This is a genomic window from Gluconobacter potus, assembly GCF_015244705.1.
Classification (GTDB): Bacteria; Pseudomonadota; Alphaproteobacteria; order Acetobacterales; family Acetobacteraceae; genus Gluconobacter; species Gluconobacter potus.
Map to the genome: position 1 here is coordinate 32,461 of NZ_JABCQF010000012.1, position 26,331 is coordinate 58,791.

Annotated in this window: 22 protein-coding genes and 1 tRNA gene; 13 read left to right on the top strand and 10 right to left on the bottom strand. The window is 62.0% G+C overall.

Features of this window, described 5'->3' with window-relative positions; genetic code table 11:
- Positions 1-6: 6 nt before the first annotated feature.
- The 3 genes from queA to mazG all read right to left on the bottom strand — a co-directional run bounded on the left by queA (position 7) and on the right by mazG (position 2,442).
- Positions 7-1,050: a tRNA preQ1(34) S-adenosylmethionine ribosyltransferase-isomerase QueA gene (gene queA, locus HKD31_RS13335; protein WP_194265503.1), complete on the bottom strand. Its 1,044-nt coding sequence runs from the start codon at positions 1,048-1,050 to the stop codon at positions 7-9.
- Between the two features lie 144 nt (positions 1,051-1,194).
- Positions 1,195-1,458: a hypothetical protein gene (locus tag HKD31_RS13340; RefSeq protein WP_052327533.1), complete on the bottom strand. Its 264-nt coding sequence runs from the start codon at positions 1,456-1,458 to the stop codon at positions 1,195-1,197.
- A 180-nt stretch (positions 1,459-1,638) separates the two neighbouring features.
- Positions 1,639-2,442: a nucleoside triphosphate pyrophosphohydrolase gene (gene mazG, locus HKD31_RS13345; RefSeq protein ID WP_194265504.1), complete on the bottom strand. Its 804-nt coding sequence runs from the start codon at positions 2,440-2,442 to the stop codon at positions 1,639-1,641.
- A gap of 173 nt (positions 2,443-2,615) precedes the next feature.
- Here mazG and argC point away from each other — a divergent pair, with 173 nt between their 5' ends.
- The 7 genes from argC (at position 2,616) to HKD31_RS13380 (ending at position 9,931) form a co-directional block, all read left to right on the top strand.
- Positions 2,616-3,515 carry an N-acetyl-gamma-glutamyl-phosphate reductase gene (gene argC, locus HKD31_RS13350; protein WP_194265505.1) on the top strand — a complete coding sequence of 300 codons (900 nt, stop codon included), beginning with the start codon at positions 2,616-2,618 and terminating at the stop codon, positions 3,513-3,515.
- Positions 3,516-3,617: 102 nt separating this feature from the next.
- A tRNA-Leu gene (locus tag HKD31_RS13355) sits at positions 3,618-3,701 on the top strand.
- Positions 3,702-3,755: 54 nt separating this feature from the next.
- Positions 3,756-4,913 (top strand): phosphoserine transaminase, encoded by a 1,158-nt coding sequence (locus HKD31_RS13360; RefSeq protein WP_062494484.1) that lies wholly within the window; start codon positions 3,756-3,758, stop codon positions 4,911-4,913.
- A complete protein-coding gene (locus HKD31_RS13365) occupies positions 4,910-6,049 on the top strand; it encodes an ATP phosphoribosyltransferase regulatory subunit (RefSeq protein WP_062494483.1) in 1,140 nt (379 codons plus the stop codon). Before HKD31_RS13360 ends, HKD31_RS13365 begins: the two co-directional genes overlap by 4 nt.
- A gap of 53 nt (positions 6,050-6,102) precedes the next feature.
- Positions 6,103-7,392, top strand: coding sequence for an adenylosuccinate synthase (locus tag HKD31_RS13370; RefSeq protein ID WP_062454983.1), 1,290 nt, complete (start codon positions 6,103-6,105; stop codon positions 7,390-7,392).
- An 88-nt stretch (positions 7,393-7,480) separates the two neighbouring features.
- Complete coding sequence (locus HKD31_RS13375; protein ID WP_194265506.1) at positions 7,481-9,451, top strand: serine/threonine-protein kinase; 1,971 nt, start codon at positions 7,481-7,483, stop codon at positions 9,449-9,451.
- A 9-nt stretch (positions 9,452-9,460) separates the two neighbouring features.
- Complete coding sequence (locus tag HKD31_RS13380) at positions 9,461-9,931, top strand: hypothetical protein (RefSeq protein ID WP_062269348.1); 471 nt, start codon at positions 9,461-9,463, stop codon at positions 9,929-9,931.
- 25 nt (positions 9,932-9,956) lie between these two features.
- Here HKD31_RS13380 and ftsY read toward each other — a convergent pair whose 3' ends face one another.
- The 3 genes from ftsY to dapF are packed head-to-tail and all read right to left on the bottom strand — an operon-like array spanning position 9,957 to position 12,949.
- Positions 9,957-10,916 carry a signal recognition particle-docking protein FtsY gene (gene ftsY / locus HKD31_RS13385; RefSeq protein ID WP_011252987.1) on the bottom strand — a complete coding sequence of 320 codons (960 nt, stop codon included), beginning with the start codon at positions 10,914-10,916 and terminating at the stop codon, positions 9,957-9,959.
- A gap of 60 nt (positions 10,917-10,976) precedes the next feature.
- The gene (locus HKD31_RS13390; protein ID WP_194265507.1) at positions 10,977-12,179 is read right to left on the bottom strand and encodes a MiaB/RimO family radical SAM methylthiotransferase; all 1,203 of its coding nucleotides are present in this window, start codon (positions 12,177-12,179) and stop codon (positions 10,977-10,979) included.
- A complete protein-coding gene (gene dapF / locus HKD31_RS13395; RefSeq protein ID WP_194265508.1) occupies positions 12,176-12,949 on the bottom strand; it encodes a diaminopimelate epimerase in 774 nt (257 codons plus the stop codon). The genes HKD31_RS13390 and dapF overlap by 4 nt, the downstream gene beginning before the upstream one ends.
- 84 nt (positions 12,950-13,033) lie before the next feature.
- Here dapF and HKD31_RS13400 point away from each other — a divergent pair, with 84 nt between their 5' ends.
- Positions 13,034-13,684 carry a class I SAM-dependent methyltransferase gene (locus HKD31_RS13400; RefSeq protein ID WP_194265509.1) on the top strand — a complete coding sequence of 217 codons (651 nt, stop codon included), beginning with the start codon at positions 13,034-13,036 and terminating at the stop codon, positions 13,682-13,684.
- Between the two features lie 162 nt (positions 13,685-13,846).
- Entirely contained in the window at positions 13,847-15,670 is a 1,824-nt protein-coding gene (locus HKD31_RS13405) for a DEAD/DEAH box helicase (RefSeq protein WP_194265510.1), read from the top strand.
- A gap of 65 nt (positions 15,671-15,735) precedes the next feature.
- Here HKD31_RS13405 and HKD31_RS13410 read toward each other — a convergent pair whose 3' ends face one another.
- From HKD31_RS13410 to HKD31_RS13420, 3 genes are read right to left on the bottom strand one after another with little or no spacing between them, the layout of a single operon-like run.
- Positions 15,736-16,839: a glycosyltransferase family 61 protein gene (locus HKD31_RS13410; RefSeq protein WP_194265511.1), complete on the bottom strand. Its 1,104-nt coding sequence runs from the start codon at positions 16,837-16,839 to the stop codon at positions 15,736-15,738.
- Between the two features lie 8 nt (positions 16,840-16,847).
- Positions 16,848-17,726: a polyphosphate kinase 2 family protein gene (locus HKD31_RS13415; protein WP_194265512.1), complete on the bottom strand. Its 879-nt coding sequence runs from the start codon at positions 17,724-17,726 to the stop codon at positions 16,848-16,850.
- A complete protein-coding gene (locus tag HKD31_RS13420; protein ID WP_194265513.1) occupies positions 17,716-18,471 on the bottom strand; it encodes an SDR family NAD(P)-dependent oxidoreductase in 756 nt (251 codons plus the stop codon). The genes HKD31_RS13415 and HKD31_RS13420 overlap by 11 nt, the downstream gene beginning before the upstream one ends.
- A gap of 134 nt (positions 18,472-18,605) precedes the next feature.
- On the opposite strand from HKD31_RS13420, the gene HKD31_RS13425 reads away from it, so the two are divergent.
- Together HKD31_RS13425 and grxB are read left to right on the top strand one after the other, a co-directional pair.
- On the top strand, positions 18,606-19,220 hold the full coding sequence (locus tag HKD31_RS13425) for a YqgE/AlgH family protein (RefSeq protein ID WP_194265514.1): 615 nt from the start codon (positions 18,606-18,608) through the stop codon (positions 19,218-19,220).
- Between the two features lie 50 nt (positions 19,221-19,270).
- The gene (gene grxB / locus HKD31_RS13430; protein ID WP_062493745.1) at positions 19,271-19,924 is read left to right on the top strand and encodes a glutaredoxin 2; all 654 of its coding nucleotides are present in this window, start codon (positions 19,271-19,273) and stop codon (positions 19,922-19,924) included.
- Between the two features lie 80 nt (positions 19,925-20,004).
- Here the strand turns inward: grxB and HKD31_RS13435 are convergent, their stop codons facing one another.
- Complete coding sequence (locus tag HKD31_RS13435) at positions 20,005-22,224, bottom strand: S9 family peptidase (RefSeq protein WP_194265515.1); 2,220 nt, start codon at positions 22,222-22,224, stop codon at positions 20,005-20,007.
- A 198-nt stretch (positions 22,225-22,422) separates the two neighbouring features.
- On the opposite strand from HKD31_RS13435, the gene HKD31_RS13440 reads away from it, so the two are divergent.
- Both HKD31_RS13440 and clpB read left to right on the top strand, forming a co-directional pair.
- Positions 22,423-23,502: an aldo/keto reductase gene (locus HKD31_RS13440; RefSeq protein WP_194265518.1), complete on the top strand. Its 1,080-nt coding sequence runs from the start codon at positions 22,423-22,425 to the stop codon at positions 23,500-23,502.
- A 90-nt stretch (positions 23,503-23,592) separates the two neighbouring features.
- A complete protein-coding gene (gene clpB / locus HKD31_RS13445) occupies positions 23,593-26,193 on the top strand; it encodes an ATP-dependent chaperone ClpB (RefSeq protein WP_194265516.1) in 2,601 nt (866 codons plus the stop codon).
- Positions 26,194-26,331 lie beyond the last annotated feature (138 nt).

Here is a 26,331-nt window from a genome sequence, read left to right on the forward strand (position 1 = left end):
GATCGCTCATGGCGCGCGCTCCAGCAGGCAGGCATCGCCATACGAATAGAACCGCAATCCGTTGGCGATGGCGTAGGCATAGGCCTCACGCATGGTCTCGGTGCCGCTGAACGCGCAGACGAGCATGAACAGCGTCGAACGCGGCAGATGGAAGTTGGTCATCAGCACGTCCACCGCCTTGAAGCGGTATCCGGGCTTGATGAAAATGGAGGTCTCGCCGCGCCATGGTGCCACGGTGCCGTCCTCGCGGGCCGCGCTTTCCAGCAGGCGCAGGGACGTGGTGCCGACGGCGACGATCCGACCGCCACGCGCACGGGTCTCGTTGATGGCGGCTGCGGTTTCCGCGTCGATCTCGCCCCATTCCGCGTGCATTTTGTGCTCGGCGATGGTGGAGCGGACGGGCAGGAACGTGCCCGCACCGACATGCAGGGTCAGCGTCCGGCGCTGGATGCCTTTTGCGTCCAGGGCCGCGAGCACTTCAGGTGTGAAATGCAGGCCAGCCGTGGGCGCTGCCACGGCGCCGCGATACTGCGAGAAAATGGTGCGGTAATCCGCATCATCCTGCTTCGTCGGGCCGAAAGGGCGCTCGATATAAGGGGGGAGGGCCAGCGCCCCGACCCGCTCAAGAAACGCGTCGAAGTCGTCTCCCTCGACCGAGAAGCGGATGCTGACCGCGCCGTCGCCTTCGTTCTCGACAACGGTGGCCGTGACCGGATCATCACCAAAATGCAGGATGTCCTGCGGTTTCAGCTTGCGGGAATTGCGCGCCAGGGCATGCCAGCTTCCATCCGCCAGAATACGGTCGAGCGTCAGGCCAATCTTCGCCTCGCCACGCGTGGCAGCAAGCTGGGCGCGGATGACGGCCGTGTTGTTGGCAATCAGCAGATCCCCTTCACGCAGGAAATCCGGCAGGTCGCGGATCACATGCGGATCGGGCGGCAGACTGGGCCGGACATGCAGCAGCGTTGCACTGTCACGCGGGCGGGCAGGCTCTGTCGCGATATGGTCGCGGGGGAGTTCGAAATCGAACGGGGCGAGATCATCCGTCATGGGGACGTTCTCTAGCAGGTTCGGCTCACATGAAAATGCCTTTTCGGGACGATCATTGCGGCTCGGGAAAATGCTGCGTCCTGATGGCGGGTTTCGCAAATGGATGGGCAGCGCCTGACGTCACCGGCTGCCCGCGGTGTTGAATCAGGCAGAGACGCTGAGCAGGTGGCTCGTGTCGCTGCTGGAACCGGAGTTCGAGGAGCCGCCGGAGGTCGTCTCGGAAATGATGTTGCCCTGGGCGTCTTCGACGATGGTCGTTGTGGAGCCATCGGCGTTCAGCTTGGTCGTGGTGGTTTCCTGCGTGGACGACGTGCCGCTGGACGACGAGGACGAACTGGAAGAGGACGCACTGCTGGTGCTGTAAAGGCTGCTCATGGCGGAAGAGCCGATGGAGGAAATGCTGGTCATGAGGAAAATACTCCGTGAGATAGGAACGAAGTCATTTTCGGATCAGAAAGTTAATAAAGGATAAGGACTCATGTAACCGAGTGATACGGATTGTACAGGGATATGAACCGTGCATCTGTTACATTGACGGGTGATCGCCTGTTACATCCGGAATAGATGCCCGTACCCAAAATCCGGACCTCATTTCATGCCGGGCAGTTTCTTTGCGGCCTGCCAGAGTGCTTCCATCGTCGGCAGGTCCTGTTCGGCCATGGTCTGCCCCTTCTCGGCCAGCATGGCTTCCATGGCTTCGAAGCGACGGGTGAACTTGTCATTGCTGCGGCGCAGGGCGGCTTCGGGGTCTATATCCAGCTTGCGCGCAAGGCTTGCGACCGTGAAGAGGACATCGCCCAGTTCATCCTCGACCCGGTCGCGGTCTCCGCCAATTTCGACTTTCAGCTCGTCGATTTCTTCATGAACCTTGTCGAGAATGCCGGTGGCGTCGTCCCAGTCGAAGCCCACGCGGGCCGCGCGGCGCGTCAGCTTGGCGGCGCGCATCAGGGCAGGCAGCGGCAGGGCAACACCTGCCAGCGTGCCATATTCGGCCTTGCGTTGGCGCTCGGCCTCCTTTTCCCGCTCCCAGGTATCGTCGTCGAGAGCCGCATCGCCGAAGACGTGCGGATGACGGCGCACGAGCTTGTCGGCAATCGTTCCCGCAACGGTCTCGAAGTCGAAGTGTCCGGCCTCCTCGGCCATCTGGGCCTGAAAGACGACCTGAAGCAGCAGGTCGCCCAGTTCGTCCGGAATGGCCTCGCGGTCGTCACGCGCAATGGCGTCCATGACCTCATAGGCTTCCTCGATTGCGAACGGGGCAATCGTCGTCGGGGTCTGCTCCACGTCCCACGGACAACCACTCTCGGGGTCGCGCAGGCGCTTCATGACATCCAGCAGGCGGTCGATCTGCCGTGGGGATGGCGGGGAGGACGGCCGGTCGGACTGGATCATGAGCGTTTCCTGTTGTGATCGTGTCTGCGCCCTGCATAGCGGTCCCGCCGCAGGGATGAAAGCGTCGGAAGGGTCTTGCGGGTGACAGTCCGCCATTCCCGACGTAAAACGACTGCCGGACGTTTCAGGCAACTGCCGGGGCGAAACGGATTTGCAGACAGGGTGGATGGCGCATGGCACGCATTTTCATTGACGGGGAAGCAGGCACGACAGGTCTGGGCATCCGCCAGCGGATCGAGGCGCTTCCGGCCTCTTACGGTCTGGAAATCCTGTCCATCGACCCGGCACTGCGCAAGGATACGGCAGCCCGCCGCTCCATGCTTGAGCAGGCCGATGTCGCCATTCTGTGCCTGCCGGACGATGCAGCCCGGGAAACTGTAGCGCTGGCGGAAGGGCTGGATGTCCGGATTCTGGATGCCAGCACGGCGCACCGGATCGCTGATGGCTGGGTCTATGGTTTTCCAGAAATGGCCGCGGAACAGGCGGCTGCCATCAAGGCGGCGCGGTTTGTCGCCAATCCCGGCTGCTACCCGACAGGTGCGATCGCCCTCATGCGTCCGCTGGTCCGGGCGGGGCTGCTCCCGGCCGATCATCCTGTTTCGATCAACGCCGTTTCCGGCTATAGCGGGGCAGGGCGGGTCGCGATTGAAGAGCATGAGAAAAACGGCGGTCCGGCTTTTTTCCTGTATGGGCTGAACCTCAAGCACAAGCACCTGCCCGAAATCCGGCATTATTCCGGTCTCACGCGCCAGCCGCTGTTTGTCCCCTCGGTTGGGCATTTTCCGCAGGGGATGATTGTCTCCATTCCGCTGCATCTGAAGGACCTGCCAGGGCAGCCTTCGGCCGCGGAACTGGAAGCCGTGCTTCAGGACGCCTATGCGGGATGTGAGCATGTGCGGGTTCTTCCTGCCGAGACGCAGCTTGTGGCCGACACCCTGGCCAATACCGACGACATGGAACTGCGCGTCCATCATAATGGCGAGCAGGTCGTCCTGACGGCACGGCTGGATAATCTGGGTAAAGGGGCCTCGGGGGCAGCCATCCAGAATCTGCTTCTGATGCTGGGCCTGTAAGACGCGTCATCAGGCGGCATCAGTCTGCGGCCCGGATTTTGCAGCTCGGATTTTGCAGTCTGGCACTTTCGCCGGGAATGCATTAGGGTTCGGGCCGCCCGCGCGAGAGTGGCGGAACGGTAGACGCAGTCGGCTCAAAATCGACCGCCGAAAGGCATAGGGGTTCGAATCCCCTCTCTCGCACCATGAACGGTCATTCCCTGCCGGAATGGCCTCAGGACCGATCAGCCCGGAACGAGCATGTCCAAGCCGACTGTCAGACCCTCCCGCCCGTTCTTCTCCTCAGGTCCCTGCGCCAAGCGCCCCGGGTGGTCGTTGTCCGGCCTGGATCAGGCCCTGCTGGGCCGTTCGCATCGTGCGCCGGAAGGCCGTGCGCGCCTCAGGGAAGTCATCACGCGCTCGAAAGACGTGCTCGGCATTCCGTCGGACTGGCGCGTCGGCATTGTCCCGGCGTCCGATACGGGCGCCGTGGAAATGATCCTGTGGGCGCTCGCCGGTGAGCGCGGGATCGACGTCCTGTCCTTTGAAAGCTTCTCCGGAACCTGGGCGCAGGATCTGCGCGACGTCCTGAAAATCGAGGATCTGCGCGTTCTGGACGCGCCTTATGGCGAACTGCCGGATCTGACGAAAGTGGACTGGACCCGAGATGTCGTTCTGACATGGAACGGCACGACATCGGGTGTCTGCATCCCGGATGCCAGCGCCATTCCGGCCGAACATGCTGGTCTGGTCATCTGTGACGCCACATCTGCGGCCTTTGCGATGGATCTGCCCTGGGATCGGCTCGATATCGTGACCTGGTCCTGGCAGAAAGCACTGGGTGGCGAGGCTGCGCATGGCATGGTGGCGCTGAGCCCGCGGGCCGCCGCCCGTCTGGCTCAGCCGTCTCCGCGTCCGCTGCCCAAGATTTTCCGGCTGGCCAACAAGAAGGGCCTGATCGAAGCCATCTTCGAAGGCGATACGATTAACACTCCTTCCATGCTCTGCGTCGAGGACGCGCTGGACGGTCTGCGCTGGGCCGAGCAGATTGGTGGTCTTTCCGCCCTGAAGGCCCGTTCGCAGAAGAATCTGGCTGCCGTGACGAAATGGATCGCGACAACGGACTGGGTGTCCTTCCTGTCTGCCAAGGAAGAGATGCGCTCTAGCACGTCCATCTGCCTGAAAATCACGGCCCCCTGGTTTGAAAGTCTGTCGGCTGAAGCAAAGGGCAAGGCCGTCAAGCATCTGACGGGTCTCGTGGCAAAGGAAGGCGCGGGTTACGACCTTGCGTCCTATCGTGATGCCCCTGCCGGTCTGCGGATCTGGGGTGGTGCCACGGTCGAGACGGTCGATATCGAGGCGCTGCTGCCTTGGCTGGACTGGGCCCATGAGCAGACCCGTGCGGAGTTTTCGGTATGAATCTGTATTCCGAGACCCCGAGTGCTGCGCTCCTGCCGTCCGGATTTGCCGATCTTCTCCCCGGCGAGGCTGAAGCAGAAGCCCGTGGTATCGCGAGCGTGATGGAAGCCTTTTCCCGTCACGGCTATCAGCGCGTCCGTCCGCCCCTGCTGGAATTCGAGACGTCGCTGCTTGGTGGATCGGGCGAATCCCTCGCACCCCAGACCTTTCGTCTGATGGATCCGAACTCGCATCGCATGATGGCGCTGCGTCCGGACATGACGACGCAGATCGCCCGCATTGCGAGCATCCGCCTTCAGGACGCGCCGCGTCCGCTGCGGCTGTCCTATTCGGGCAGTTGCATCGTGGTCGGCACGCCAGGCCGCGAAGCTGACCGCCAGATTTCTCAGGCCGGAATCGAACTGATCGGCCCGAACAGCGCGCAGGCCGATGCGGAAGTCATCGCACTCGGCGCGAAGGCGCTCGCCGAACTCGGGATCGAAGGCGTGTCCTTCGACCTGTCCATGCCCGCACTGGCTCTGGGTCTGATCGAAGGCGTCATTCCCGAAGCTGATCGTGAACCGCTGCTGCATGCGCTGGACCGCAAGGATGCCAGCGCCGTGGCTGAGCTTGGTGGCCCGATCGCCGGGATGCTGGCGGTCATGCTGCGCGCCGCCGGGCCTGCCGACCGTGCGCTGGATCTGCTGGCGGAACTGGATTACCCAAATGACGTCGTCGGGCATTTTGAGCGTCTGGCAGCATCCGTAGCGGCAATCCGCGAGCGCAACCCCGATCTGCGTCTGACGATCGATCCCGTCGATTTCCGTGGATGGCGCTATCATACCGGACTGTGTGTGACGGTGTTCTCCACCAGTTCGCGTGAGGAACTGGGACGTGGCGGCCGCTATCTGGCCGGGCAGGAGCCTGCCTGTGGCCTGACGCTTCGTCCGCAGGCCCTTCTGCGTGCGGCCCCGGTGTCTGCGTCGCGTCCGCGCTGTTACGTTCCGGTTGATCTCGATGCGGCCAGCCTTTCCGGTCTGCATAAGGCCGGTTACGCCACGGTCTCTGCTTTGTCGCACGACGAAGATGCGGCCGCTCAGGCACGGCATCTGCGCTGCACCCATGTTTGGAAGGATGGTGCGGCCCAGCCGCTCTGATCCATCGTTCCCTTTCGTTTTCCCCAGTTTCGTCAGTTCTAGGAAGTCAGCTCATGTCCAACGTCACCGTGATCGGAACCCAGTGGGGGGACGAGGGTAAAGGCAAGATCGTCGACTGGCTCGCCAGCCGCGCCGATATCGTTGTCCGCTTTCAGGGTGGTCACAACGCCGGTCACACGCTGGTCGTGGGCGATCAGGTCTACAAGCTGTCCCTGCTGCCGTCCGGTCTGGTTCGTGGCAAGATCGGCGTGATCGGTAATGGCGTTGTCGTGGACCCGAAGGCCCTGATGACCGAGATTGACCGCGTGACGGCGCAGGGTCTGGTTGTCACGCCCGAGACGCTGTGGATCGCCGAGAACGCGCCGCTGATCCTGCCGGTACATGGTGCGCTCGACCGTGCCCGTGAAGCCGCCCGTGGCGACCACAAGATCGGCACGACCGGTCGTGGCATCGGTCCGGCCTATGAAGACAAGGTGGCCCGTCGCGCCATCCGTATCTGCGATCTGGCCGAGCCCGAGACGCTGGACTGGAAGCTGGACGAACTGCTCCTGCATCACAACACGCTGCTTGCCGGTCTGGGTGCCGAGACGTTCACCAAGGAGCAGCTCAAGGACTTCTTGGCCGAGATCACGCCGCGTCTGCTGCCGTTCTCCTGTCAGGTCTGGGATCGTCTGGACGAAGCGCGTCGTGCCGGTCGCCGCATCCTGTTCGAAGGTGCGCAGGCTGTCATGCTGGATGTCGATCACGGCACCTATCCGTTCGTCACGAGCTCCAACACGGTTGCAGCCGTGGCGGCATCGGGCAGTGGTGTCAGCCCGTCTTCCGTCGGTTTCGTGCTCGGAATTGCCAAGGCCTACACGACCCGCGTGGGTGAGGGGCCGTTCCCGACCGAACTGCACGATCAGACTGGCCGCACCCTCGGTGAGCGCGGCCATGAGTTCGGCACCGTGACCGGCCGTCCCCGTCGCTGCGGCTGGTTCGATGCGGTTCTGATCCGTCGCGCCGTTCGCGTTGGTGGTGTCAGCGGCATCGCCCTGACGAAGCTGGACGTTCTGGATGGTCTTGACGAGATCTCGATCTGCGTCGGCTATGAGCTGGACGGCCAGAAGATTGAGACCTTCCCGTCCGCTCCGGGCGCACAGGCCCGCGTGAAGCCGGTTTACGAGACGATGCCGGGCTGGAAGGAAACGACCGCAGGCGCACGCTCCTGGGCCGAGCTTCCCGCGCAGGCCATCAAGTATGTCCGTCGCATCGAGGAACTGATCGAAGCCCCGGTGACGCTGCTCTCCACCAGCCCGGAGCGTGACGACACCATCCTGATGCGTGATCCGTTCGAGGACTGATTCCCCAATCCCGGAATCGGCCCTGCATTAACGAAGTCTCAATCCCTGTCCGGCACAAAAGACCGGACAGGGAAACAACGGGACTTCAATGGCCGACACACAGGCAGATAACAGCCAGGAACTGCTCATCGCCGAGCGGTATCTGATCAGCCTGGACCGCAAACAGCCCGATCTCGGCGGCTGTGCGACCTATAGTGCCCAGGACGTGACGGCATCCGGGGCGTCCTATCTGGCTCTGGCTCCCTTCTCACCTTCGCCCCGGCTTACGGAAATCATGTTTTTTCGTCATGAAAGCGTGATTCCCATCCAGACCCACGAATACTCCCAGGGCGCCTTATGGCTGCTCTGTCCCCATCCCCCCGGTCCTTCGCTTGCGGAAGGGCTGGGGCTGTGGACCGAGAGCCAGCTGATCGACGGCGTCATCCGTCCGATGGCGTCGCTCCTTCAGCGGCTGGAGGCTGAAAAGCTGACATGCCGCAGCATCCGTCCTGACAACCTGTTCGTCGGGCAGGGGCTGCACAAGGTCGTGCTTGGGCCTCTGGGAGTGTCCGCACCGGCTGAAAAACAGCCCGTTCTTTTCGAACCCCTGTCTTCAGCGGTCTGCCGCCCCTCCGCCCGCGGCGAGGGGACGACGGACTGCGATGTTTTTTCGCTGGGGGTCGTCATTCTTGCGCTCGCTATCGGAAAGCTCCCTCTTGAAGGCCTCTCCGATACGGATATTCTCAAGCGGCGTTTCGAAATCGGCACACCCGCCGCCTACATGGATGGCCATAACGTGCCGGTCGGGCTCCGCTCGCTTCTGACGGCGATGCTCTCCGATGATCCTGTCAGCCGTCCTTCGCCGCGGGACCTCGTGACGATCGCGCCCAGTAAGGTCTTTACGGTCCGGCCGGTTATGTTCGCGCGCATTCCGCTCATGATCGGCGGAAATGCTGTCTACACGCCGCAGGCCCTTGCCTGGTATGCGGGGCGGCATCCTGCGGAATTTTCCGCACTGCTGCAGAGGAAAGTCGTCAGCAACTGGCTGGGTCGCGAGCTTGAACTCTCCGTCATGGCGGGGCTGATCGAACAGGCGAGTGCCTCATTTCTTCCGGCCGGTGGCAGCAAGGCGGTTGATCCAGCCACGATGGTCATCACGCATGCGATTTCCGTCCTCGATCCTGCCGCGCCCATGTTCTGGGGTGGCACCTGGTTCTGGCCCGAGGCGCTTCCCCAGATGGTGGTACAGGCAACAGTTCAACCTTCCACTCCGGATGAAGAGCGGACGGTCCGGAATATCCTGAGTTTCATGGCGGCCAATCCCGATGCCTTCATGTCCGCCCATCTGCCTCAGCGGCAGAGGCAGCAGATTACCGCCCTGTCCGTAACGGCGAGACGCATCGGAACCAGAGGGGCGGAACTGGTCAGACGTTTCCCCTATGAGCTGAACAGATTCCTGCCCTGCCTTTCAAAGAGATGTCTGGAGGCCCGGACTTCCCTGCCGGAAGGGCTGTTGCAATGGCTGAACCGGCATGTGGGAGTTGAGGATCTGCCGGACGAGGCTCTGGGACGGAGCGGCTTTCTGGATGATCAGATGCGTTCCTTTCTTGAAGCGAACTGCGCGCGTCAGGGGATCATTCCGCTCTCCCAGTCTCAGAAAGCAGGATTGCCGGGCTGGCTCGCCGATCTGACCGTGCTTGCGGCCGTACAGAGGAAATTCGACAGGACGCCGCTCAGTTTTCTGGCGCAGCGGGCCTTGCCGCTTCTGGAAACGGAACTGCGTCAGTGGCGGAGCAAGACATCGCGTGCCCGACGGCGTGTGCGCCTTGGCAAGGCAGCGGAAGACGGAAATCTCGGTACGTTCCTGGCGATCGTCAATGATCCGACGGGTCTGCGGCTGGATCAGCGCCAGGCGCAGGAAGCCGAGGCGGAAATCAGCAATCTGATGCGTGTTCTTGATGAAGCGCCCGAGCGCAGGGCGGCCAATGATCGTGAAGCACGCAATTCGGGAGAATTCTTTTCACTTCTGACGGGCATCGCTGTGGCAATGGTGAGTATCTGGCTGGAGTTCTGTCAGTGAGGAAGACCCATGGCGTCCGTTAGACAGGCAGACCCGGGATCGCTCCGGGCCCCGGGATTCCGGTGGTGGCACGGGATCATCATCGGGCTGCTGCTCTCCTATGTTCCCGGAAGCCTGCTGGTTGCAGGCGTTCTGCTGCTTCCGCTGGTTGCCCTGAAGCTCGTTGACCCCAATGCTGACGGTCAGCGGATCATGATCGTGATGTTCTATGTCGGCGCTGCCATGGTGCATCCTCTGCACGAGGCCTGGGCCGCAAACGGAGACTGGGAGACGTGTATCGCGCAGATCACGCAGCCCGTGACGCTGGCGCTGGACTGGCTCGCGGCTGGGGCAGCCTGGCTCGTGGCGGAAGCATCGGCCATCAGCGGCCGGCTTTGGAACGCGGAAATCGCGCGACGCGAGCGCAAGTCCATTGAAAAACGCATCGCGTATCTTCAGGAAGAATGGATGTCTTCGGACGAGGATGCGCCTGCGACCTGATCTGCAGGCCGCAGGATTTGGCGCCTTACGCGGAAGGCGTTTCGTCGGTTGAGGTTTCCATCAGTCTGGATGCCAGATCGTTGGAGCCACCGACCAGACCTTTTGCATATTCCTGAGCCGAGAAAGGACGCAGATCCTCGGCCTGTTCTCCGACACCGACCATGTGAACCGGCAGTTTGAACTGCTCTGCCAGCGCCACAACGATGCCGCCGCGAGCGGAGCCATCCAGTTTGGTCACGATCAATCCGGTGACATTCACCAGCTCACGGAAGACCCGCACCTGTTCGATGGCGTTCTGTCCGGTCGTTGCATCCAGAACCAGCAGGACGGAATGGGGCGCTGTTTCATCGAACTTCCGCATGACACGGATGATCTTGGCCAGCTCCTCCATCAGCGCGCCCTTGTTGTGCAGGCGTCCGGCGGTGTCGATCAGGAGGAGGTCGGTTCCGGCTTCGGTGGCACGTTTGAGGCCATCATAGGCCAGCCCCGCGGCATCGGCGCCGTGCTTGCCGGCGATGACGGGCACGTTGGCGCGCTTGCCCCAGACTTCAAGCTGCTCGACGGCAGCGGCACGGAAGGTGTCACCAGCCACCAGCATCACGGACTTGCCTTCTTCCGTATAGTGACGGGCCATTTTGCCGATCGTTGTGGTCTTGCCGACACCATTCACGCCAACCACGAGCACGACATGGGGTTTCTTCTTCGGGTCAGGCTCGAAGGGAATGGCAACGGGTTCAAGGACGCGGGCAATCTCGGTTGCGAGGGTCTCGCGGATTTCGTCGCTGGTGACGTCCTTGCCAAAGCGCGTGCTGCGGAAGTTCTCGATGACGCGCTCGGCCACGGCCGGCCCGAGGTCAGCTGCAATCAGCTCGTCCTCGAGCTCTTCAAGAGCTGTTTCATCCAGCTTGCGATGCGTGAAGACGGCGCCGAGACGCGAGCTCGACCGCGAAAGACCCTGTTTGAGTCGTGAGAAAAATCCAGCCATGCATGGGAGTTCGGACAGGTCGGGCCGAACGTCAAGGGCATAGGAAGATCTGAACGCGTTTCAGCTGCGGATTTCAGCCAGAAGTGTCCCGTTTTCCAGTCCCGTGGCGCGAACGGGTACGAAACTGCCTCGGACTGGCGCAGGAGCGGTTCCGGTCAGACGTATGGCGGCAAACTCCGGCGAATGGCCGCGATCCGGCGTCTCGGCCAGAATATCGAACTCGGTGCCGATGAGGCGCTGCAGGAAACGGTCACGGTTTGCTTCGCCAATGTCGCGCAGACAGGCCGCGCGTTTCTGACGTTCGGCATTGGGAACGGCTGGCATGCGCGCGGCGGGCGTTCCGGGGCGTTCGCTGTAAGGGAAGACATGCAGGAAGGGGATCTGCTGCTCTTCGATAAAAGCGCGGGTCTCTTCGAACAGGGCATCCGTTTCCGTCGGGAAGCCTGCAATCAGATCGGCACCGATGCCTGTCTCCGGGCGTATGGACCGGACGCGGCGCAGCGTTGCCGCGACCCCGGCCGTATCGTGACGACGCTTCATGCGCTTGAGAATGAGATCCGAGCCAGCCTGAAGGGACAGGTGCAGATGCGGCATCAGGCGGGGCTCGTTCTCCAGAAGCCACCATAAATCCGCGTCTCCCGTTGTTGCATCGAGAAGAACAGGATCAATGGAAGACAGGCGCAGTCGCCGCACGCCTTCCACGCGGCGCAGCAGTTCGCGACATAACGCGCCCAGTCCCTTGCCCTCGACCCCCTGCCATGAAGCGATGTCCACGCCGGTCAGAACGATTTCCTGATGCCCGGCTTCGACAAGCGCTTCGGCGCGCGCGATGGCGTCTTCAACGGGAGTGGAGCGGGAGTCTCCGCGGCCATACGGGATGATGCAGAAGGTGCAGCGGTGATCGCAGCCCTGCTGGACCTGAAGGAGGGCGCGCGCGTGACGGGATGGCGGCAGACCCGCGCTGGCGTCACCCCAGATGGCTGGCTTGAGCTTGTCTTCGTTGGGCACCACGCGAACAACGCCGGGCAGTTCGGCCCAGCGGTTTGGTGCGATATCGGAGGCACAGCCCGTTACGACGATCTTTGCGCCTGGATTCTCACGATGCGCGCGGCGGATGGCCTGCCGGGCCTGTCGTTCGGCTGTGGTTGTCACGGCGCAGGTATTGACGATGATCGTGTCGTCCTGACCACGCGCGTGATGGGCCATGCCGTCACTCTCATGGGTGTTGAGCCGGCAGCCGAATGTCAGAACAGAGGCGCTCACGCGGTTGTCCCGTGGAAGACCGTGACGGCGGGACCTGTCATGAGAACATGTCCGTCTTCACGCCATGTGATGCGCAGGTCTCCGCCATCCATCGTGACCGTGCAGGTCCGTTCGGTAAGGCCGCGACGAACAGCGTTTACGACCGCAGCACAGGCTCCAGACCCACAGGCGAGCGTCAGGCCAGCGCCGCGTTCCCAGACCCGCAGGCGCATGTGTGTCGGGGATAGGATCTGCGCGAAACCGATATTGGCCCGTTTTGGGAAGAGGGGATCCCGTTCAAGGCCCGGTCCCAGTTCTTCCGCGCGAGCGGCGTCCCCGAACAGCGTGGCGTGCGGATTTCCCATCGAGCAGGCGGCCGCGTCATGCAATGGCAGGTGCAGCGTGTCACAGGCCTGGGACAGCGGCACGTCCTGCCAGTCCAGCCGGGGCATGCCCATATCGACCGTAAAGCGATCGCCATCCTGTGTCGTGGGGAGAAGGCCGGCGGCTGTCTGGAGCGTCGGAGTGCCGCCGACGAACTTTGCCACGCAGCGCGATGCATTACCGCAGGCTCCGGCTTCCGAACCGTCCGGATTGAAGAAACGGACATGCACGTCCGCTCCTGCCAGTGTCGGCGGTGTCAGCAGGACAAGCTGGTCACAGCCGATTCCGAAGCGCCGGTCACACAGATGGCGGATCGTCGCGATATCGAGGGCGAGATCGTTCTGGCGGCCGTCGATCACGACGAAATCGTTGCCCAGACCGTGCATTTTCGTGAAGGAGATGGTCATGATGGCGCCTCTCATAAAGCATCCCGCGGGTTGACGCACGGGGAACATGCCCTCATTTCGGCTGCTGGATCAGAAGGAGTGGACATGAGCGGCCCGGAACAGCTTGAAGGAATGCACGCAGCGGCGTTCACGCGCGCCAACAGCGAGCCCGACACGATTTTCTATGCCCAGCGCGTGCCGGATTCGCTGATGGATATGGGCGCGCGGACAGCCGTGACAGCGCTGTATCAGACGGCCCTGCCGGTTGGTGGAGCGGTGCTGGATCTGATGGCGGGCGCGCTCAGCCATTATCCCGAGGAAGCGACATTTCAGCGCGTGGTCGGGCTCGGGATCTCCAAAGGCGCTCTGGATTCCAATCCCGTTCTGGGCGAGCGTGTGGTTCAGGATCTCAACGAAGTCACGACGCTGCCTTTCGAGGATGACAGCTTCGATGCCGTGACGCTGTGCGACGGGCTGGCCTATCTGACGCAGCCGCTGGCCGTGCTGACGGAAGTCGTGCGTGTCCTCAAGCCCGGCGCACCACTAATCCTGACGTTTTCCGACCAGTTCCACGCGGTGAAGGCCGTGGCGATCTGGCAGGCGCTTGAGCCTGCGGACCGGGTGCGTCTGGCCAGTGTGCTGATGTCCCGCGCCGGGCTGGCCGAGCTGGACACGGGCGAGGTCGTGCCGCCTGAGGACCTCACGGCATGGCGCGATACGGTGCACGCGGTGATCGGGCGCAAGCCGAGGAATTGAACAGGGCAGGGACTGCGTTGCGGGTGCCGGACGGAGCGGGAAGAACAAGAAAAAGCCTTCCATACGTTCTTTCTGGCATTTTCGGCTGGAAGTCTTTATGCAGCGGCATTCCAGCCGCCGCATCCTGTCGTCGGCGTGACGTTTGCCGAGTGTTCATAAAATATGCCTTTTCCCGATACCCATCCTGCCCTTAAGCGCGCCCTTGAGGCACGTGGCTACGAACAGCTGACTCCTGTTCAGGAAGCAGTTCTGCAGCCGGGGCTGGACGAGCGCGACCTGCTGGTTTCCGCGCAGACGGGGTCGGGCAAGACCGTCGCCTTCGGCCTGGCCATCGCTCCGACCCTGCTCGGAGATGCCGATCGCCTTCCGCCGTCCCCTCAGCCTATGGCGCTTGTGATTGCGCCGACGCGTGAGCTGGCGCTTCAGGTCCAGTCCGAACTCAAATGGCTCTATGCCGAAACCGGCGCCCGCATCGCGAGCTGCATTGGCGGCACCGATGCCCGCAGTGAAGCCCGCGAACTCAATCGCGGCGTCCATATCGTTGTCGGCACGCCGGGGCGTCTGTGCGACCATCTGTCACGCGGCTCCCTCGACCTGTCCGCCCTGCGTTGCGTCATCCTCGATGAAGCCGACGAAATGCTGGACATGGGCTTCCGCGACGAGCTCGAAAAGCTGCTCGATGCCGCCCCGACCGAGCGTCGCACGCTGCTGTTCTCCGCGACGATCGCCCGCGAGATCGCGTCTCTGGCGCGCCGCTACCAGAAGAATGCCGAGCGTATCGACACGGTGTCGGGTGCCAAGCAGCATTCCGATATCACCTATCGCTGCGTCATCACGCAGCCGCAGGAAATCGAGCGTTCGCTCGTCAATGTGCTTCGTTTCTACGAGAGCCCGACGGCGATGGTGTTCTGTAACACCCGCATGATGGTCAATCAGGTTCAGGCGACGCTGCTTGAGCGTGGTTTTGCGTCTGTCGCTATCTCCGGCGAGATGGGCCAGAACGAGCGTAGCCGTGCGATCGAGAGCCTGCGCTCCGGTCAGGCCCGCGTCTGCGTTGCAACGGACGTTGCGGCCCGCGGCATTGACGTGCCGGCCCTGAACCTCGTGATTCATGCCAGCATTCCGACGGCTGCCGAGACCCTGCTGCACCGTTCGGGCCGTACGGGCCGTGCGGGCCGCAAGGGTACCAGCGTTCTGATGGTTCCGCTGAATCAGCGTCGCCGGGCCGAGCGTCTGCTTCAGATGGCGAAGATCCAGGCTGAATGGGAAGCCGTTCCCACGGCCGACGCCATTGCCGAGCAGGACAAGACGCGCCTGATGCACGATCCGATCCTGACGAACGCCGTGGATGACATGTCCGACGAGCTGGTCAACCAGCTGGTCGAAACGTATGACGCCACGAAGCTTGCCGCTGCGCTGGTGGGTCTGTACCGCGCGCGCCTGCCGAAGGTCGAGCAGATCCGTCCAATGTCCGTCGAGGTTCCGCGCCGCACGGAGCGTGGTGAGCGCCCCGAGCGTGCGCCGCGTGAAGAGCACGTCATGGCGGGCGAGTGGTTCAAGATGAGCGTCGGTCGCACCGAACGCGCCGATCCGAAATGGCTGATCCCGCTGATCTGCCGTCTGGGTGGCGTGCAGAAGCGCGAGATCGGCAGCATCCGCATCGATCAGGAGCAGACCTATTTCCAGATCGCGGATGAGAGCGTGGCCCGCTTCAAGTCCTGCCTCGCTGGCGCCGAAGCTGACGAAGTGACAATCGAGCCGTCCGAAGCCCCTGCTGGCGGTATGGGTCCTCGTGGTCGCAACCCGGGTGAAGGTAAGCGCTTTGGTGGCGGTGGCCGTCCGGGCGGCGGCGGCTTCAAGGGTGGTCCGCGCGGTGGTGCCGGCGGCGGTTACAAGGGCCGCGGCGGTTCGGGTTATGGTCGTCCGAAGCCCGCAGCCGGTGATGGTCCGCGCGGTGACGGTTCGAGCCGCAAGCGCCGTTCCTGATCCATCTTTTCAGAATTTGAAAAGCAGAACCCCGCCGGAGCAGGTCTCCGGCGGGGTTTGTTGTTTCAGACGTCGGGCAGGAGAGCTACCAACTCCCGGACGCGGTCGAGGATATCTTTGACCGGGAGCGGGATGGCGGCATTGTCAGTATGATTTTCCTGTGCCGCTCCTGTTTCGAAAACATCCGCCCAGTATGTCAGGCCGCCCTGAGTCGCCATGGCGGCGAAGCAGGGGTTGATATGATGGGACGGAACGAGTTCGTAAACGAGCGTCCCCGGCTGGCACCAGGCGATATTGGCCATGCCAGCCCCCAGCATCCCCATGACCATCGCGGCGTCGCTGAACAGGCGGATCTGTTCGGATAGCGACAGTGTTTCGGGGTGTATGCGCTCGAAGCCGAGTTTTTCCAGGCCATCCGCCAGTTCGGCTTCGTTTGGGACGTGTCGGTTGGCCGAGCTCCCGCGCTCGATATAGAGTCGTCGTCCGGCAGGTTTCGTCGCGGCGCCTGCAGCTTCACGCAGCCGCGCATAGGCAGCGCGGGAGAGGTCGGAGACGGCGAAATCGGTGCTGCCATTGACGAAAGTAATGTAATCGAGGGCTTTGAAAGCGTACTGCCGGCCCTGTTGCAGACGGATATGAGCGTCGGAGGTCAGACCGAAAAGCTCCAGCGTCTCGACCTGCCAGGGATGTATATGTTCGGGCAGGACAAGACGGACCGGTCTGCCAGCCTGGGACAGGACATGCAGGGTTGGGATCGTATGGGCGACCCAGTGATAGAAGTTCGAGGCCCAGTGATCGACACAACTCGCCGTAATGCCCTTGAAGGGCGCGCAGCGGATGACGTCCTCAGGACGCAGCCGCAGGTTACGCACAGCTTCCGGGTCCTGAACATACGCTGTTTCAGGAACTGGCACGCCTGCATGCAGCAGTGTCATCAGCGGCTGGTCCAGCACGACATTACGCAGGGCATATTGCCGGACCGTGACCGGCATGCTCTCCCAGTTCCGGAACGGATTACGCTCCGGATGGGGCAGGTCAGCCACACAAAGTGGGGAAACACGCCGGGACGGGCAGGCTTCGAGAACTGTCACGCTGCGCGCGATTTCCGCCAGACCGGACGATCCGGCTGACGGAGAAAAAAGGCGCCTGAGACGGGAAAGAAGCGGCATGATCAGGATCAGACGGTCTTGGCCGCCCCTTTAAGCAGGATCTGCTGGGCCTCCTTGAGCGCATCGGACATTTTCTGTTCCGGCTCCTTGAGGTGCAGGCTTTCAAGTGTGTCCAGCAGGGCTTCCGCTACGAGCACGCGGGCGAGCCATTTATGGTCTGCCGGAATCACGATCCAGGGGGCGTCGGGTGTCGCCGTCGCGCGGATCGCCTCTTCGTACGCTGCGGTATAATGCGGCCAGAATTCGCGTTCCTTCAGATCCGACGGGCTGAATTTCCAGCGTTTTTCCGGGTGGTCCAGCCGTTTGAGTAACCGCAGGCGCTGTTCTTCCGGCGAGATATGCAGGAACAGCTTGAGGACGATGATGTTCTGTCGCCGCAGATAGCTCTCGAAATTGCGCAGATCGCCGAGACGGTGATCCCAGAAATCCGGAAGATTAGGGTCGAGGCCACGGGCGCGCACCATGTCCGGATGAACGCGCTCCACCAGGACATCTTCATAATGGCTGCGGTTGAAAATGCCGATTTCGCCGCGCGACGGTACGGTGAGATGGATGCGCCACAGATCGTCATGGCGCGTGGCGATGCCGACGGGAGCCTTGAAGGACGTGACATGCACACCCTGCGGATTCAGGCCGGAAAAAGCATGGCGGATCGCGCCATCCTTGCCGGCGGTGTCCATGCCCTGAAGCACGACCAGAATGCCATGGGTGGCGTAAGCCGCCAGTCGCTGCTGCAGGATGGACATCCGGTCCACGCAGTCGCGGATGCGGGTGCGGGACGAGTTCTTCTGGCGGCCGAGCTTGTCGTTCGTCGCGATGGAGGACAGACGGAATTTCTTTCCGTCCGTGATGCGAAGTTGGGAAGGAAGTCCGGTTTCAGCCGACATGACGGTTCACCGCAAGCCCCCCCGATGCCTGACAGACCGGCATCATCTCCAGATAATTGACGTTCACATGCCACGGCAACCCGATGAGCCAGGAGACGGTCCCAGCGATGTCCTCGGGCGTCAATGGCGTCGTGTCCTTGTAGACGGCGGCCGCCTTGGCATCGTCACCCAGACGCACATTGCTGAACTCGCTGCCGCCACACAGGCCGGGTTCGATGTTCGTCACGCGGATACGGGTGCCGAGCAGATCGGTGCGCAGGTTCTGGGTGAACTGGTGCACGAAGGCCTTGGTCGCGCCATAGACGTTGCCGCCCGTATAAGGATAGGTCCCGGCCGTGCTGCCCAGTGCGATGATGTAGCCCGTATTGCGCTGGACCATGCCCGGCAGAAGTGCGCGGGTCAGTTCCACGACGCCCGAGACGTTTGTTGCGATCATCGATTCCCAGTTGTCGGGCTCAGCGTCCTGCGCCGGCTCCATGCCGAGTGCGAGGCCGGCGTTGTTCACGAGGACGTCGATATCCTGCCATTCCTCGGGCAGGGAAGCGGGCAAAGCGCGCAGGGCCTCACGGTCGGTCATGTCGAGCGTATAGGGCAGGACGCTCTCGCCCAGTTCGTCCTTGAGGGCTTCCAGACGTTCCTTGCGGCGTCCGGTCGCGATGACGCGGTGACCTTCGCGGACGAGGCGCGTTGCTATGGCGTGACCGAAGCCTGCGGTGGCGCCGGTGACGAGGACGGTGAGAGGCATGGCAATCTCCAGACGGACAGTCCGCACCCGGCAGGGGCGGCACGGGGTACCCAGGTCAGTGACATTGGATGTCATTAACACTCCTGAAGGCAAACGCTTGCAATACAGGAAGGGATGCACCCATGTTGGCAGGCATGAAGAAAACACTCGACGGACGGAATGACAACCTGACAGACGCCGCTCTCATGGAACTCGGTCTTACGGGAAAACTGCTCGTGGCCGCGCCTGCGCTGGCAGAGACGTTTTTTGAACGGACGGTGATCTATCTCTGTGCCCATTCCGAGCAGGACGGTGCGATGGGGCTGATCGTCAACAAGCGCCTGTCCCAGCCGGGACTGGATGATCTGTTTGCCCAGCTGGGAATCGAGCCCAGCCCCCCCGAACGCCGGATCGGTGTGTGCATGGGCGGTCCGGTCGAGCATTCCCGTGGGTTTGTCCTGCACTCGGCGGACTGGGCGGGAGAGGGCAGTCTGGATGTGGACGGTCATACGACCCTGACCGCCAGTCTGGACATCCTGCGCGAGATCGCGGCTGGACATGGCCCCAGACAGGCCGTGATGGCGCTCGGACATGCCGCCTGGGCGCCGGGGCAGCTCGAAGAGGAAATCCTGCGCGACAGTTCCTGGTTCATCGCGCCTGCGACCGACGAGATCGTGTTCGGAACCGATCATGCGAAAAAATGGCGACAGGCCCTCGTGGCCATAGATTTCGACCCGCTTCTTCTTTCTTCATCGATCGGGGAAGCCTGAACAAGGCGTCCTGTTCCGCAGAAATGATCCACCAGACACAGGAGGGCAGCATGAGCGCACCCCATATCCTTTACATCTATGAACACTGCCCGTTCTGCACGAAGGCACGGATGATCTTCGGGCTGAAGAACCTCCCGTATGAGCAGCGCATCCTGCTCAATGACGATGTTGACGGCCCGGTCCGCATGGTGGGTCGCAAGGTTGTGCCCATCCTTGAGGAAAATGGGACATTCATGCCCGAGAGCATGGATATCGTCGCCCATATCGATGCGATCGGAACCCCTGTCCTGACGGGTGAGACTCGTCCCGAGATTGCGGCATGGCTGAAGAAGGTGGGAACACCGCTCTATCGTCTGTTCCTGCCCCGCGCAGCGGCGGCTCCTCTGCCAGAATTCGCGACGACATCCGCGCGTGCTGGCTTCATCCGGCGCAAGGAACCGTCTGTGGGTTCTTTCAGTGCCCTTCTGGAAGAAAAGACCGACGAACTCACGCAGCTGAATGCGATGCTGAAGGAACTGGCGCCGCTCATCCGTTCGCCAGAGGCCGTGAATGGCGAACTCTCCACGGATGACATCCATCTTTATGCGCATCTGCACAGCATGTCGCTGATCCGGGGCGTCGTATATCCGGCCGAAGTCGAAGCCTACCGGCAGGCCATGGCCGTACGGTCCGGCGTGGGTCTGTTCGACGATATCGCCGTCTGATTTCAGGCAAGCTTTACAAAAACAAGGGGGGGCCGGATCGTGTGATCCGGCCCCCTTTTTCATGTTTGCATGACAGAACGTTATTTTCCGGGCTGGAGAACTGCGCTCAGGAACTGCGCGCGCCGTTCGGCCACCCGGGCGCGGATAACCGGATCAGGCAGCATGTGCGTGCCCGGCAGCAGCAGCAGGTCATAGGGCTTGCCGGCATGAAGCAGGGCCTGCGTCAGCTTCATGGTGTTCTCGAAATAGACATTGTCATCCGTAATGCCGTGCATGAGCAGCAGAGGCTGTTTCAGTGTGTCGGCATAGGTCAGGACGTTGCTTTTACGGTAGCCATCCGGATCATCCTGCGGCGTGCCGAGATAACGCTCGGTATAGGCCGTGTCGTAATCCGCGAAATCAACGGGAGGCGCACCCGCGACACCGACCTTGAACACGTCCGGGCGGCGGATGGTCGCCATTGCGGTGAAATAGCCGCCGAAGGACCAGCCATGCACGCCGACGCGGGAGAGATCCATTTCATGATGGCGTTTGCCGAGGGCCTGAAGTCCGTCGATCTGGTCCTGAAGCGGCAGATCGATCAGGTTGCCCTTGATGGCGCGCTCAAAATCATGATCACGTCCCGGCGTTCCGCGCCCATCGAGCGTGACGACGATATAGCCCTGATTGGCCAGGCACTGGTCATCGAGATAGGAGGTCGGCGTGTCATGGACCATCTTGGAGCCCGGACCGGCATAGACTGACAGCACAACCGGATAGCGTTTGGAGGCGCTGAAGTTTTCCGGGCGGATGATGGCCGCATCAAATTCACGCGGACCGGCCGTCGTGAACTCGACATGAACCGGCAGTTTCGGCGGCTGTGCCACGCTGGGCAGTGTCGCGATGACATGGCCGTTCTCATTCCGGACCAGTGTCTGGCGTTTCCCGGCCGCGCTGGCGAATGTGTCCACCATGGCCGTGTGCGTGCCATTCGTGACATGCACATTATGAAGACCGCGCTCTGTCACGAATGGCGTTACGGCACCGGTTGCAAGGTCGATATGCACGACCTCGTTGTCCAATCGGTTGCTCCGGACCGTCACGGTGATCGTGTTGTGTTCGGCGTCGTAATCGTCGAAGGCGACATAGGACAGTCCGGGGGGTGTCAGGACGCGCTGGAGCTTTCCATCAGGTGTATGGAGTTCAAGCTGCCAGTCCTTGCCCCGGTCCGCGGCCCAGAGGAAACCGGCGTTATTGGCCAGAAAGACGGGGAGGCTGTGGCCGCCGGAGGCCGCGCGCGGGTCCAGTTCGATCCAGGCGGGGTCGGACTGGGCGAGCAGAAGATGGGTGGCACTGGTTGCGGGGTCGATCGTGAGAAGCTGTTCCTGCGTCTGGGCACGGTTGAGCAGCACGACGGCGAGGGGGCCATTCTTCCGCCAGACTACGCGACCGAGATAGGGCCATGCCTCCTGATCCCAGGAAATCCAGCGGACCGGGCCACCTTTTGCGTCCACGAGGCCAAAGCGCGTTTTGGCGTTGTTCGTGCCCGCGCGGGGGTAGCGGAAGGCGACGGGTTCGGCCTGCGGGGCTTCGGGGTTGGTGATGTAGTGCTTTTCGACGTCGCTGTTATCGGCTTCTTCGAACAGGATGGTTTTGCTGTCAGGAGACCACCAGGCGCCATCCGCGCGCTCCAGTTCCTCGGCTGCGGCAAATTCGGCCAGACCATGCGTCAGGGTGTCGCTGCCGCCGGTCGTCAGACGTGTTTCGTGCCCGCTGACGAGATCGACGCTGTACAGGTCATTGTCCCGCACTGCGGCAAGGGTCAGCCCGTCCGGGGAAAGGCGAGGAGCGATCCACTGACCTTCAATCGGCGTGACCCGGCCGTCATCGGTGGCGATGCGTTCAAGCTGCCCGCCCTGGGACGCCAGAACCGTGCCGCCGTCCTCGCTCATCTGATAGTCGGTGATGCCCGACATGATCTGGCGCGCCCGTTCGCGCCGGGCCTTTTCCTCGACCGACAGATGCTCCGGGCCCGAGGCGGGGGCAGCCAGTTCATGCAGCGAATGGTCGGGCAGGTCGTAGCGGTAAAGATGCAGATGCGTGTCGAACGGCCCCGAGCGCAGGAACAGGACGGAATGCCCATCCGGCGTGACTTCGGCGTGATTGGGCAGACCCAGTGCGCCATTCCGGGTTTTTGCGAGATCGACCATGCAGGCGGGGGGCTCTGCGGCCTGAAGGGTGCCGGCTGACAGTAGCGGCGACAGGATGGCACAGGCCAGAAGAGTTCGGCGCAAAGGAAGGCGCAGGGAAAGTAACAGCATTGCATCTCCGTAAGCATGACGACGGACAGGATTTTGACGTCGATCATGGACCGGGCCGTCGTTTGTGAACAGGGTTTCCAAAAGAGAGGAACGCTCCCTTCTCACGTTTATGGGAGCGGGGGCGATTTTACCGGGACCGATCCCGGGTTCGTGTGTTGTGTATCGTGGTATGTCTCAGCAAGAAGGAGCCTGATGGATATGCAGTATCGTCAGCTTGGTCGCTCGGGCCTCAAGATTTCAGCACTCAATTTCGGATCGGTGACGTTCGGCGGACAGGGCAATTTTGCCGCTACTGGCAAGGTGGATATCGCCGAAGCGACCCGCATGGTGGACATCTGCGTCGAGCATGGCGTGAACATGTTCGATACGGCCGATGCCTATTCCGGCGGTGAAGCCGAGGAAATTCTCGGCCGCGTCCTTCAGGGGCGGAGCCGCGAACTGCTCGTGACCAGCAAGGTGCGTTTTCCAACGGGAAAAGGGCCGAACGAACAGGGTCTCTCGCGTCACCATATCCTCAATGCCTGCGATGACAGTCTGCGTCGGCTGGGGCGCGATCACATCGATCTCTATTATCTGCATGAATGGGATGGTCTGACGCCGGTCGAGGAGACGCTTGAGGCGCTCCAGACCCTGCGCGATCAGGGCAAGATCCGTTATGCCGGGATTTCCAATTTTGCGGGCTGGCAGGCCATGAAGCTTCTGGGCGCCGCCGAGCGGGACCGTCTGATCGCGCCGGTCAGCCAGCAGCTCTATTACTCGCTGGAAGCCCGGGATGCCGAATACGAGCTTCTGCCACTCGCCGTCGATCAGGGGCTGGGGGTGCAGGTCTGGAGTCCGCTCGCCTGTGGTCTGCTGACGGGCAAATACCGGCGCGGCAAGACGGCGCCGGAAGATTCCCGCCGAATTTCCGGCTGGCCGGAGCCGGAAGTCCGGGATTTGAAGAAGCTCTATGATACGATCGAGGTTCTGGTGCAGATCGCCGAAGAGCACAGCGTTTCCGCCGCCCGTGTGGCGCTGGCCTGGACGCTGCACAAGCCGGCGATCACGTCGCTGGTTCTGGGCGCACGCAAGGAAAGCCAGCTTCTGGACAATCTGGCGGCCGCGTCGCTCCGTCTGACGCAGGAACAGGTTCGGCGACTTGACGATGTCAGTGCTCCGGATCTCATCTACCCGTACTGGCACCAGAACCGGAATGCCTTTGACCGTCTCTCAAAGGCGGATCTTGTTTTGCAGGGACCGGCAAAACGTCATCGGGAGGCCCTTGAAACGAAAAAATGACTGCCTAAATATTAATCACAGGCCGCTGCCTCCGGGGGCGGCCAAGCACATCAATGCCGCCGTAACGGGGCATGAGAGGAATTTAAGAGAATGGACATTCAGAATTTCACCGAACGCAGCCAGGGCTTTCTTCAGGCCGCACAGACCATTGCGCTTCGGGACTACAACCAGCAGTTGACGCCGGAGCATCTGCTCAAGGCCCTGCTGGATGATGAACAGGGCGCGGCTTCCGGCCTGATCCGTGCCGCAGGCGGCGATCCGAAGGTCGTTCAGACTGCCAATGACGCAGCCCTTGCAAAACTGCCAAAAGTTCAGGGCGCGGGTGCCGGTCAGCCGCAGATGACGCCGGATCTGGCGCGTCTGCTCGATGCTGCTGAATCCGCTGCAAAGGTCGCGGGTGACAGTCATGTCGCGCAGGATCGTCTGCTCGTGGCGATTGCTGCCAGCCATACGCCTGCAGGCAAGGCGCTCGTTGATGGCAAGGCCGGGGCGCCAGCTCTGGAACGCGCTGTTGCGGAAATCCGCAAGGGACGGACTGTCACGAGTGCTTCGGCGGAAAACACCTTTGACGCTCTGAAGAAATATGCCCGGGACGTGACCGCTGTCGCGCAGGCTGGCAAGCTTGATCCGGTTATCGGCCGCGACGAGGAAATCCGCCGGACCATTCAGGTCCTGGCCCGCCGCAGCAAGAACAATCCGGTTCTGATCGGTGAGCCGGGCGTCGGTAAGACGGCCATTGTCGAAGGGCTTGCACAGCGGATCGTCAATGGTGACGTGCCTGAGGCTCTGCGCAACAAGAAGCTGCTGTCGCTCGACATGGGTGCGCTGATCGCCGGTGCGAAATATCGTGGTGAGTTCGAGGAGCGTCTGAAGGCTGTTCTCAAGGAAATTGAGACCGCTGAAGGCGAGATCATCCTTTTCATCGACGAAATGCACACGCTTGTCGGTGCCGGTCGGTCCGATGGGGCGATGGATGCGTCCAACCTCATCAAGCCGGAACTGGCTCGTGGCACGCTGCATTGCGTGGGCGCGACGACGCTTGACGAATACCGCAAGTATATTGAGAAGGACGCGGCTCTGGCCCGTCGTTTCCAGCCGGTTTTCGTGGGTGAGCCGTCCGTGGCCGATACGATCTCGATCCTGCGTGGCATCAAGGAAAAGTACGAGCTGCATCATGGTGTCCGTATCACGGACAACGCCATCGTTGCGGCCGCGACGCTTTCCAACCGCTACATCACGGACCGCTTCCTGCCGGACAAGGCGATCGATCTGATCGACGAGGCTGCCAGCCGTCTGCGGATGCAGATCGACAGCAAGCCGGAAGCGCTGGACGAACTCGACCGCCGCATCATCCAGCTCAAGATCGAGCGTGAAGCCATCCGCAAGGAGGACGACACAGCCTCGAAGGACCGTCTGGTCGCGCTTGAGGCGGAACTGGCCGATCTTGAAGAGCAGTCCGATGCGATGGGTGCTGAATGGCATGCCGAAAAGGATCGGGTGAACGCGATCCAGAAGCTGAAGGAACAGCTCGACACGGCACGTTCCGATGTGGAAGTCGCGCAGCGTCAGGGTGATCTCGGCAAGGCGTCGGAGCTGATGTACGGCCTGATCCCGAACCTTGAGGCCCAGATCGCCAAGGCTCAGGAGGAAGAGGACGCCTCATCCAAGAGCGGCCTGTTCGCCGATACCGTGACGGATCAGGGTGTAGCTTCGGTCGTCTCCCGCTGGACCGGTGTTCCGGTGGACCGGATGCTCGAAGGCGAGCGCGCCAAGCTGATCCGGATGGAAGACACGCTGCGTGAGCGTGTGGTCGGGCAGGAGCAGGCGCTGGTTGCCGTGTCGAATGCTGTTCGCCGGGCACGGGCCGGTCTTCAGGATCCCAACCGTCCGATCGGCTCGTTCCTGTTCCTCGGCCCGACGGGCGTTGGCAAGACCGAGCTGACCAAGGCTCTGGCGCAGTTCCTGTTCGATGACGAGAAGGCCCTGCTGCGGATCGACATGAGTGAATTCATGGAGAAGCACGCGGTCTCCCGTCTGATCGGCGCCCCTCCGGGCTATGTCGGTTACGATGAAGGTGGCGTGCTGACCGAGGCCGTTCGTCGTCGTCCCTATCAGGTGATCCTGTTCGATGAGGTGGAGAAGGCCCATGAGGACATCTTCAACATCCTGCTTCAGGTTCTCGATGATGGACGTCTGACGGACGGGCAGGGACGTGTGGTGGACTTCCGCAACACGATCATCGTGCTGACCAGTAATCTCGGGTCTGACGTTCTGGCCAATCTGCCGGATGGTGAATCCGTGGATGAGGTCCGTCCGCAAGTCATGCAGGTGGTGCGCAATCACTTCCGGCCGGAATTCCTGAACCGTCTGGACGAGATCATCCTGTTCTCCCGTCTGCAGCGCAAGGACATGGACCGGATCGTCAAGATCCAGATCAGTCGTCTGCAGAAGCTGCTGGAAGATCGCAAGATCGACCTGGAACTGGACGAGAAGGGAACCGAGTGGCTGGCCGCAGCAGGATACGATCCTGTCTATGGCGCACGTCCGCTCAAGAGGGTCATCCAGCGCAGTCTGCAGAACCCGCTTGCGAGCCTGCTGCTTGAAGGCAGCATCCATGATGGGGAAACGGTCAAGGTTTCGGCCAATGACAAGGATCTCACGATCGACGGGAAAGCTGTCTCGGCTGACTGATCCCCGTCAGAACCGGTTTCGGTTAGAAAAAAGCGCCCAAAAGGCGCTTTTTTTGTCTTTTTATTATTTCTAAATCGGAATGGGTCATGGGGATAAGTGGATTTTGTTAAGGATTTCAGGGCTTTCGGAATGTGGACA

Coding starts and splice junctions, on each gene's coding strand:
- queA (WP_194265503.1), bottom strand. CDS start 1,050: ATGACGGATGATCTCGCCCCGTTCGATTTCGAACTCCCCCGCGACCAT.
- HKD31_RS13340 (WP_052327533.1), bottom strand. CDS start 1,458: ATGACCAGCATTTCCTCCATCGGCTCTTCCGCCATGAGCAGCCTTTAC.
- mazG (WP_194265504.1), bottom strand. CDS start 2,442: ATGATCCAGTCCGACCGGCCGTCCTCCCCGCCATCCCCACGGCAGATC.
- argC (WP_194265505.1), top strand. CDS start 2,616: ATGGCACGCATTTTCATTGACGGGGAAGCAGGCACGACAGGTCTGGGC.
- HKD31_RS13360 (WP_062494484.1), top strand. CDS start 3,756: ATGTCCAAGCCGACTGTCAGACCCTCCCGCCCGTTCTTCTCCTCAGGT.
- HKD31_RS13365 (WP_062494483.1), top strand. CDS start 4,910: ATGAATCTGTATTCCGAGACCCCGAGTGCTGCGCTCCTGCCGTCCGGA.
- HKD31_RS13370 (WP_062454983.1), top strand. CDS start 6,103: ATGTCCAACGTCACCGTGATCGGAACCCAGTGGGGGGACGAGGGTAAA.
- HKD31_RS13375 (WP_194265506.1), top strand. CDS start 7,481: ATGGCCGACACACAGGCAGATAACAGCCAGGAACTGCTCATCGCCGAG.
- HKD31_RS13380 (WP_062269348.1), top strand. CDS start 9,461: ATGGCGTCCGTTAGACAGGCAGACCCGGGATCGCTCCGGGCCCCGGGA.
- ftsY (WP_011252987.1), bottom strand. CDS start 10,916: ATGGCTGGATTTTTCTCACGACTCAAACAGGGTCTTTCGCGGTCGAGC.
- dapF (WP_194265508.1), bottom strand. CDS start 12,949: ATGACCATCTCCTTCACGAAAATGCACGGTCTGGGCAACGATTTCGTC.
- HKD31_RS13400 (WP_194265509.1), top strand. CDS start 13,034: ATGAGCGGCCCGGAACAGCTTGAAGGAATGCACGCAGCGGCGTTCACG.
- HKD31_RS13405 (WP_194265510.1), top strand. CDS start 13,847: ATGCCTTTTCCCGATACCCATCCTGCCCTTAAGCGCGCCCTTGAGGCA.
- HKD31_RS13410 (WP_194265511.1), bottom strand. CDS start 16,839: ATGCCGCTTCTTTCCCGTCTCAGGCGCCTTTTTTCTCCGTCAGCCGGA.
- HKD31_RS13415 (WP_194265512.1), bottom strand. CDS start 17,726: ATGTCGGCTGAAACCGGACTTCCTTCCCAACTTCGCATCACGGACGGA.
- HKD31_RS13420 (WP_194265513.1), bottom strand. CDS start 18,471: ATGCCTCTCACCGTCCTCGTCACCGGCGCCACCGCAGGCTTCGGTCAC.
- HKD31_RS13425 (WP_194265514.1), top strand. CDS start 18,606: ATGAAGAAAACACTCGACGGACGGAATGACAACCTGACAGACGCCGCT.
- grxB (WP_062493745.1), top strand. CDS start 19,271: ATGAGCGCACCCCATATCCTTTACATCTATGAACACTGCCCGTTCTGC.
- HKD31_RS13435 (WP_194265515.1), bottom strand. CDS start 22,224: ATGCTGTTACTTTCCCTGCGCCTTCCTTTGCGCCGAACTCTTCTGGCC.
- HKD31_RS13440 (WP_194265518.1), top strand. CDS start 22,423: ATGCAGTATCGTCAGCTTGGTCGCTCGGGCCTCAAGATTTCAGCACTC.
- clpB (WP_194265516.1), top strand. CDS start 23,593: ATGGACATTCAGAATTTCACCGAACGCAGCCAGGGCTTTCTTCAGGCC.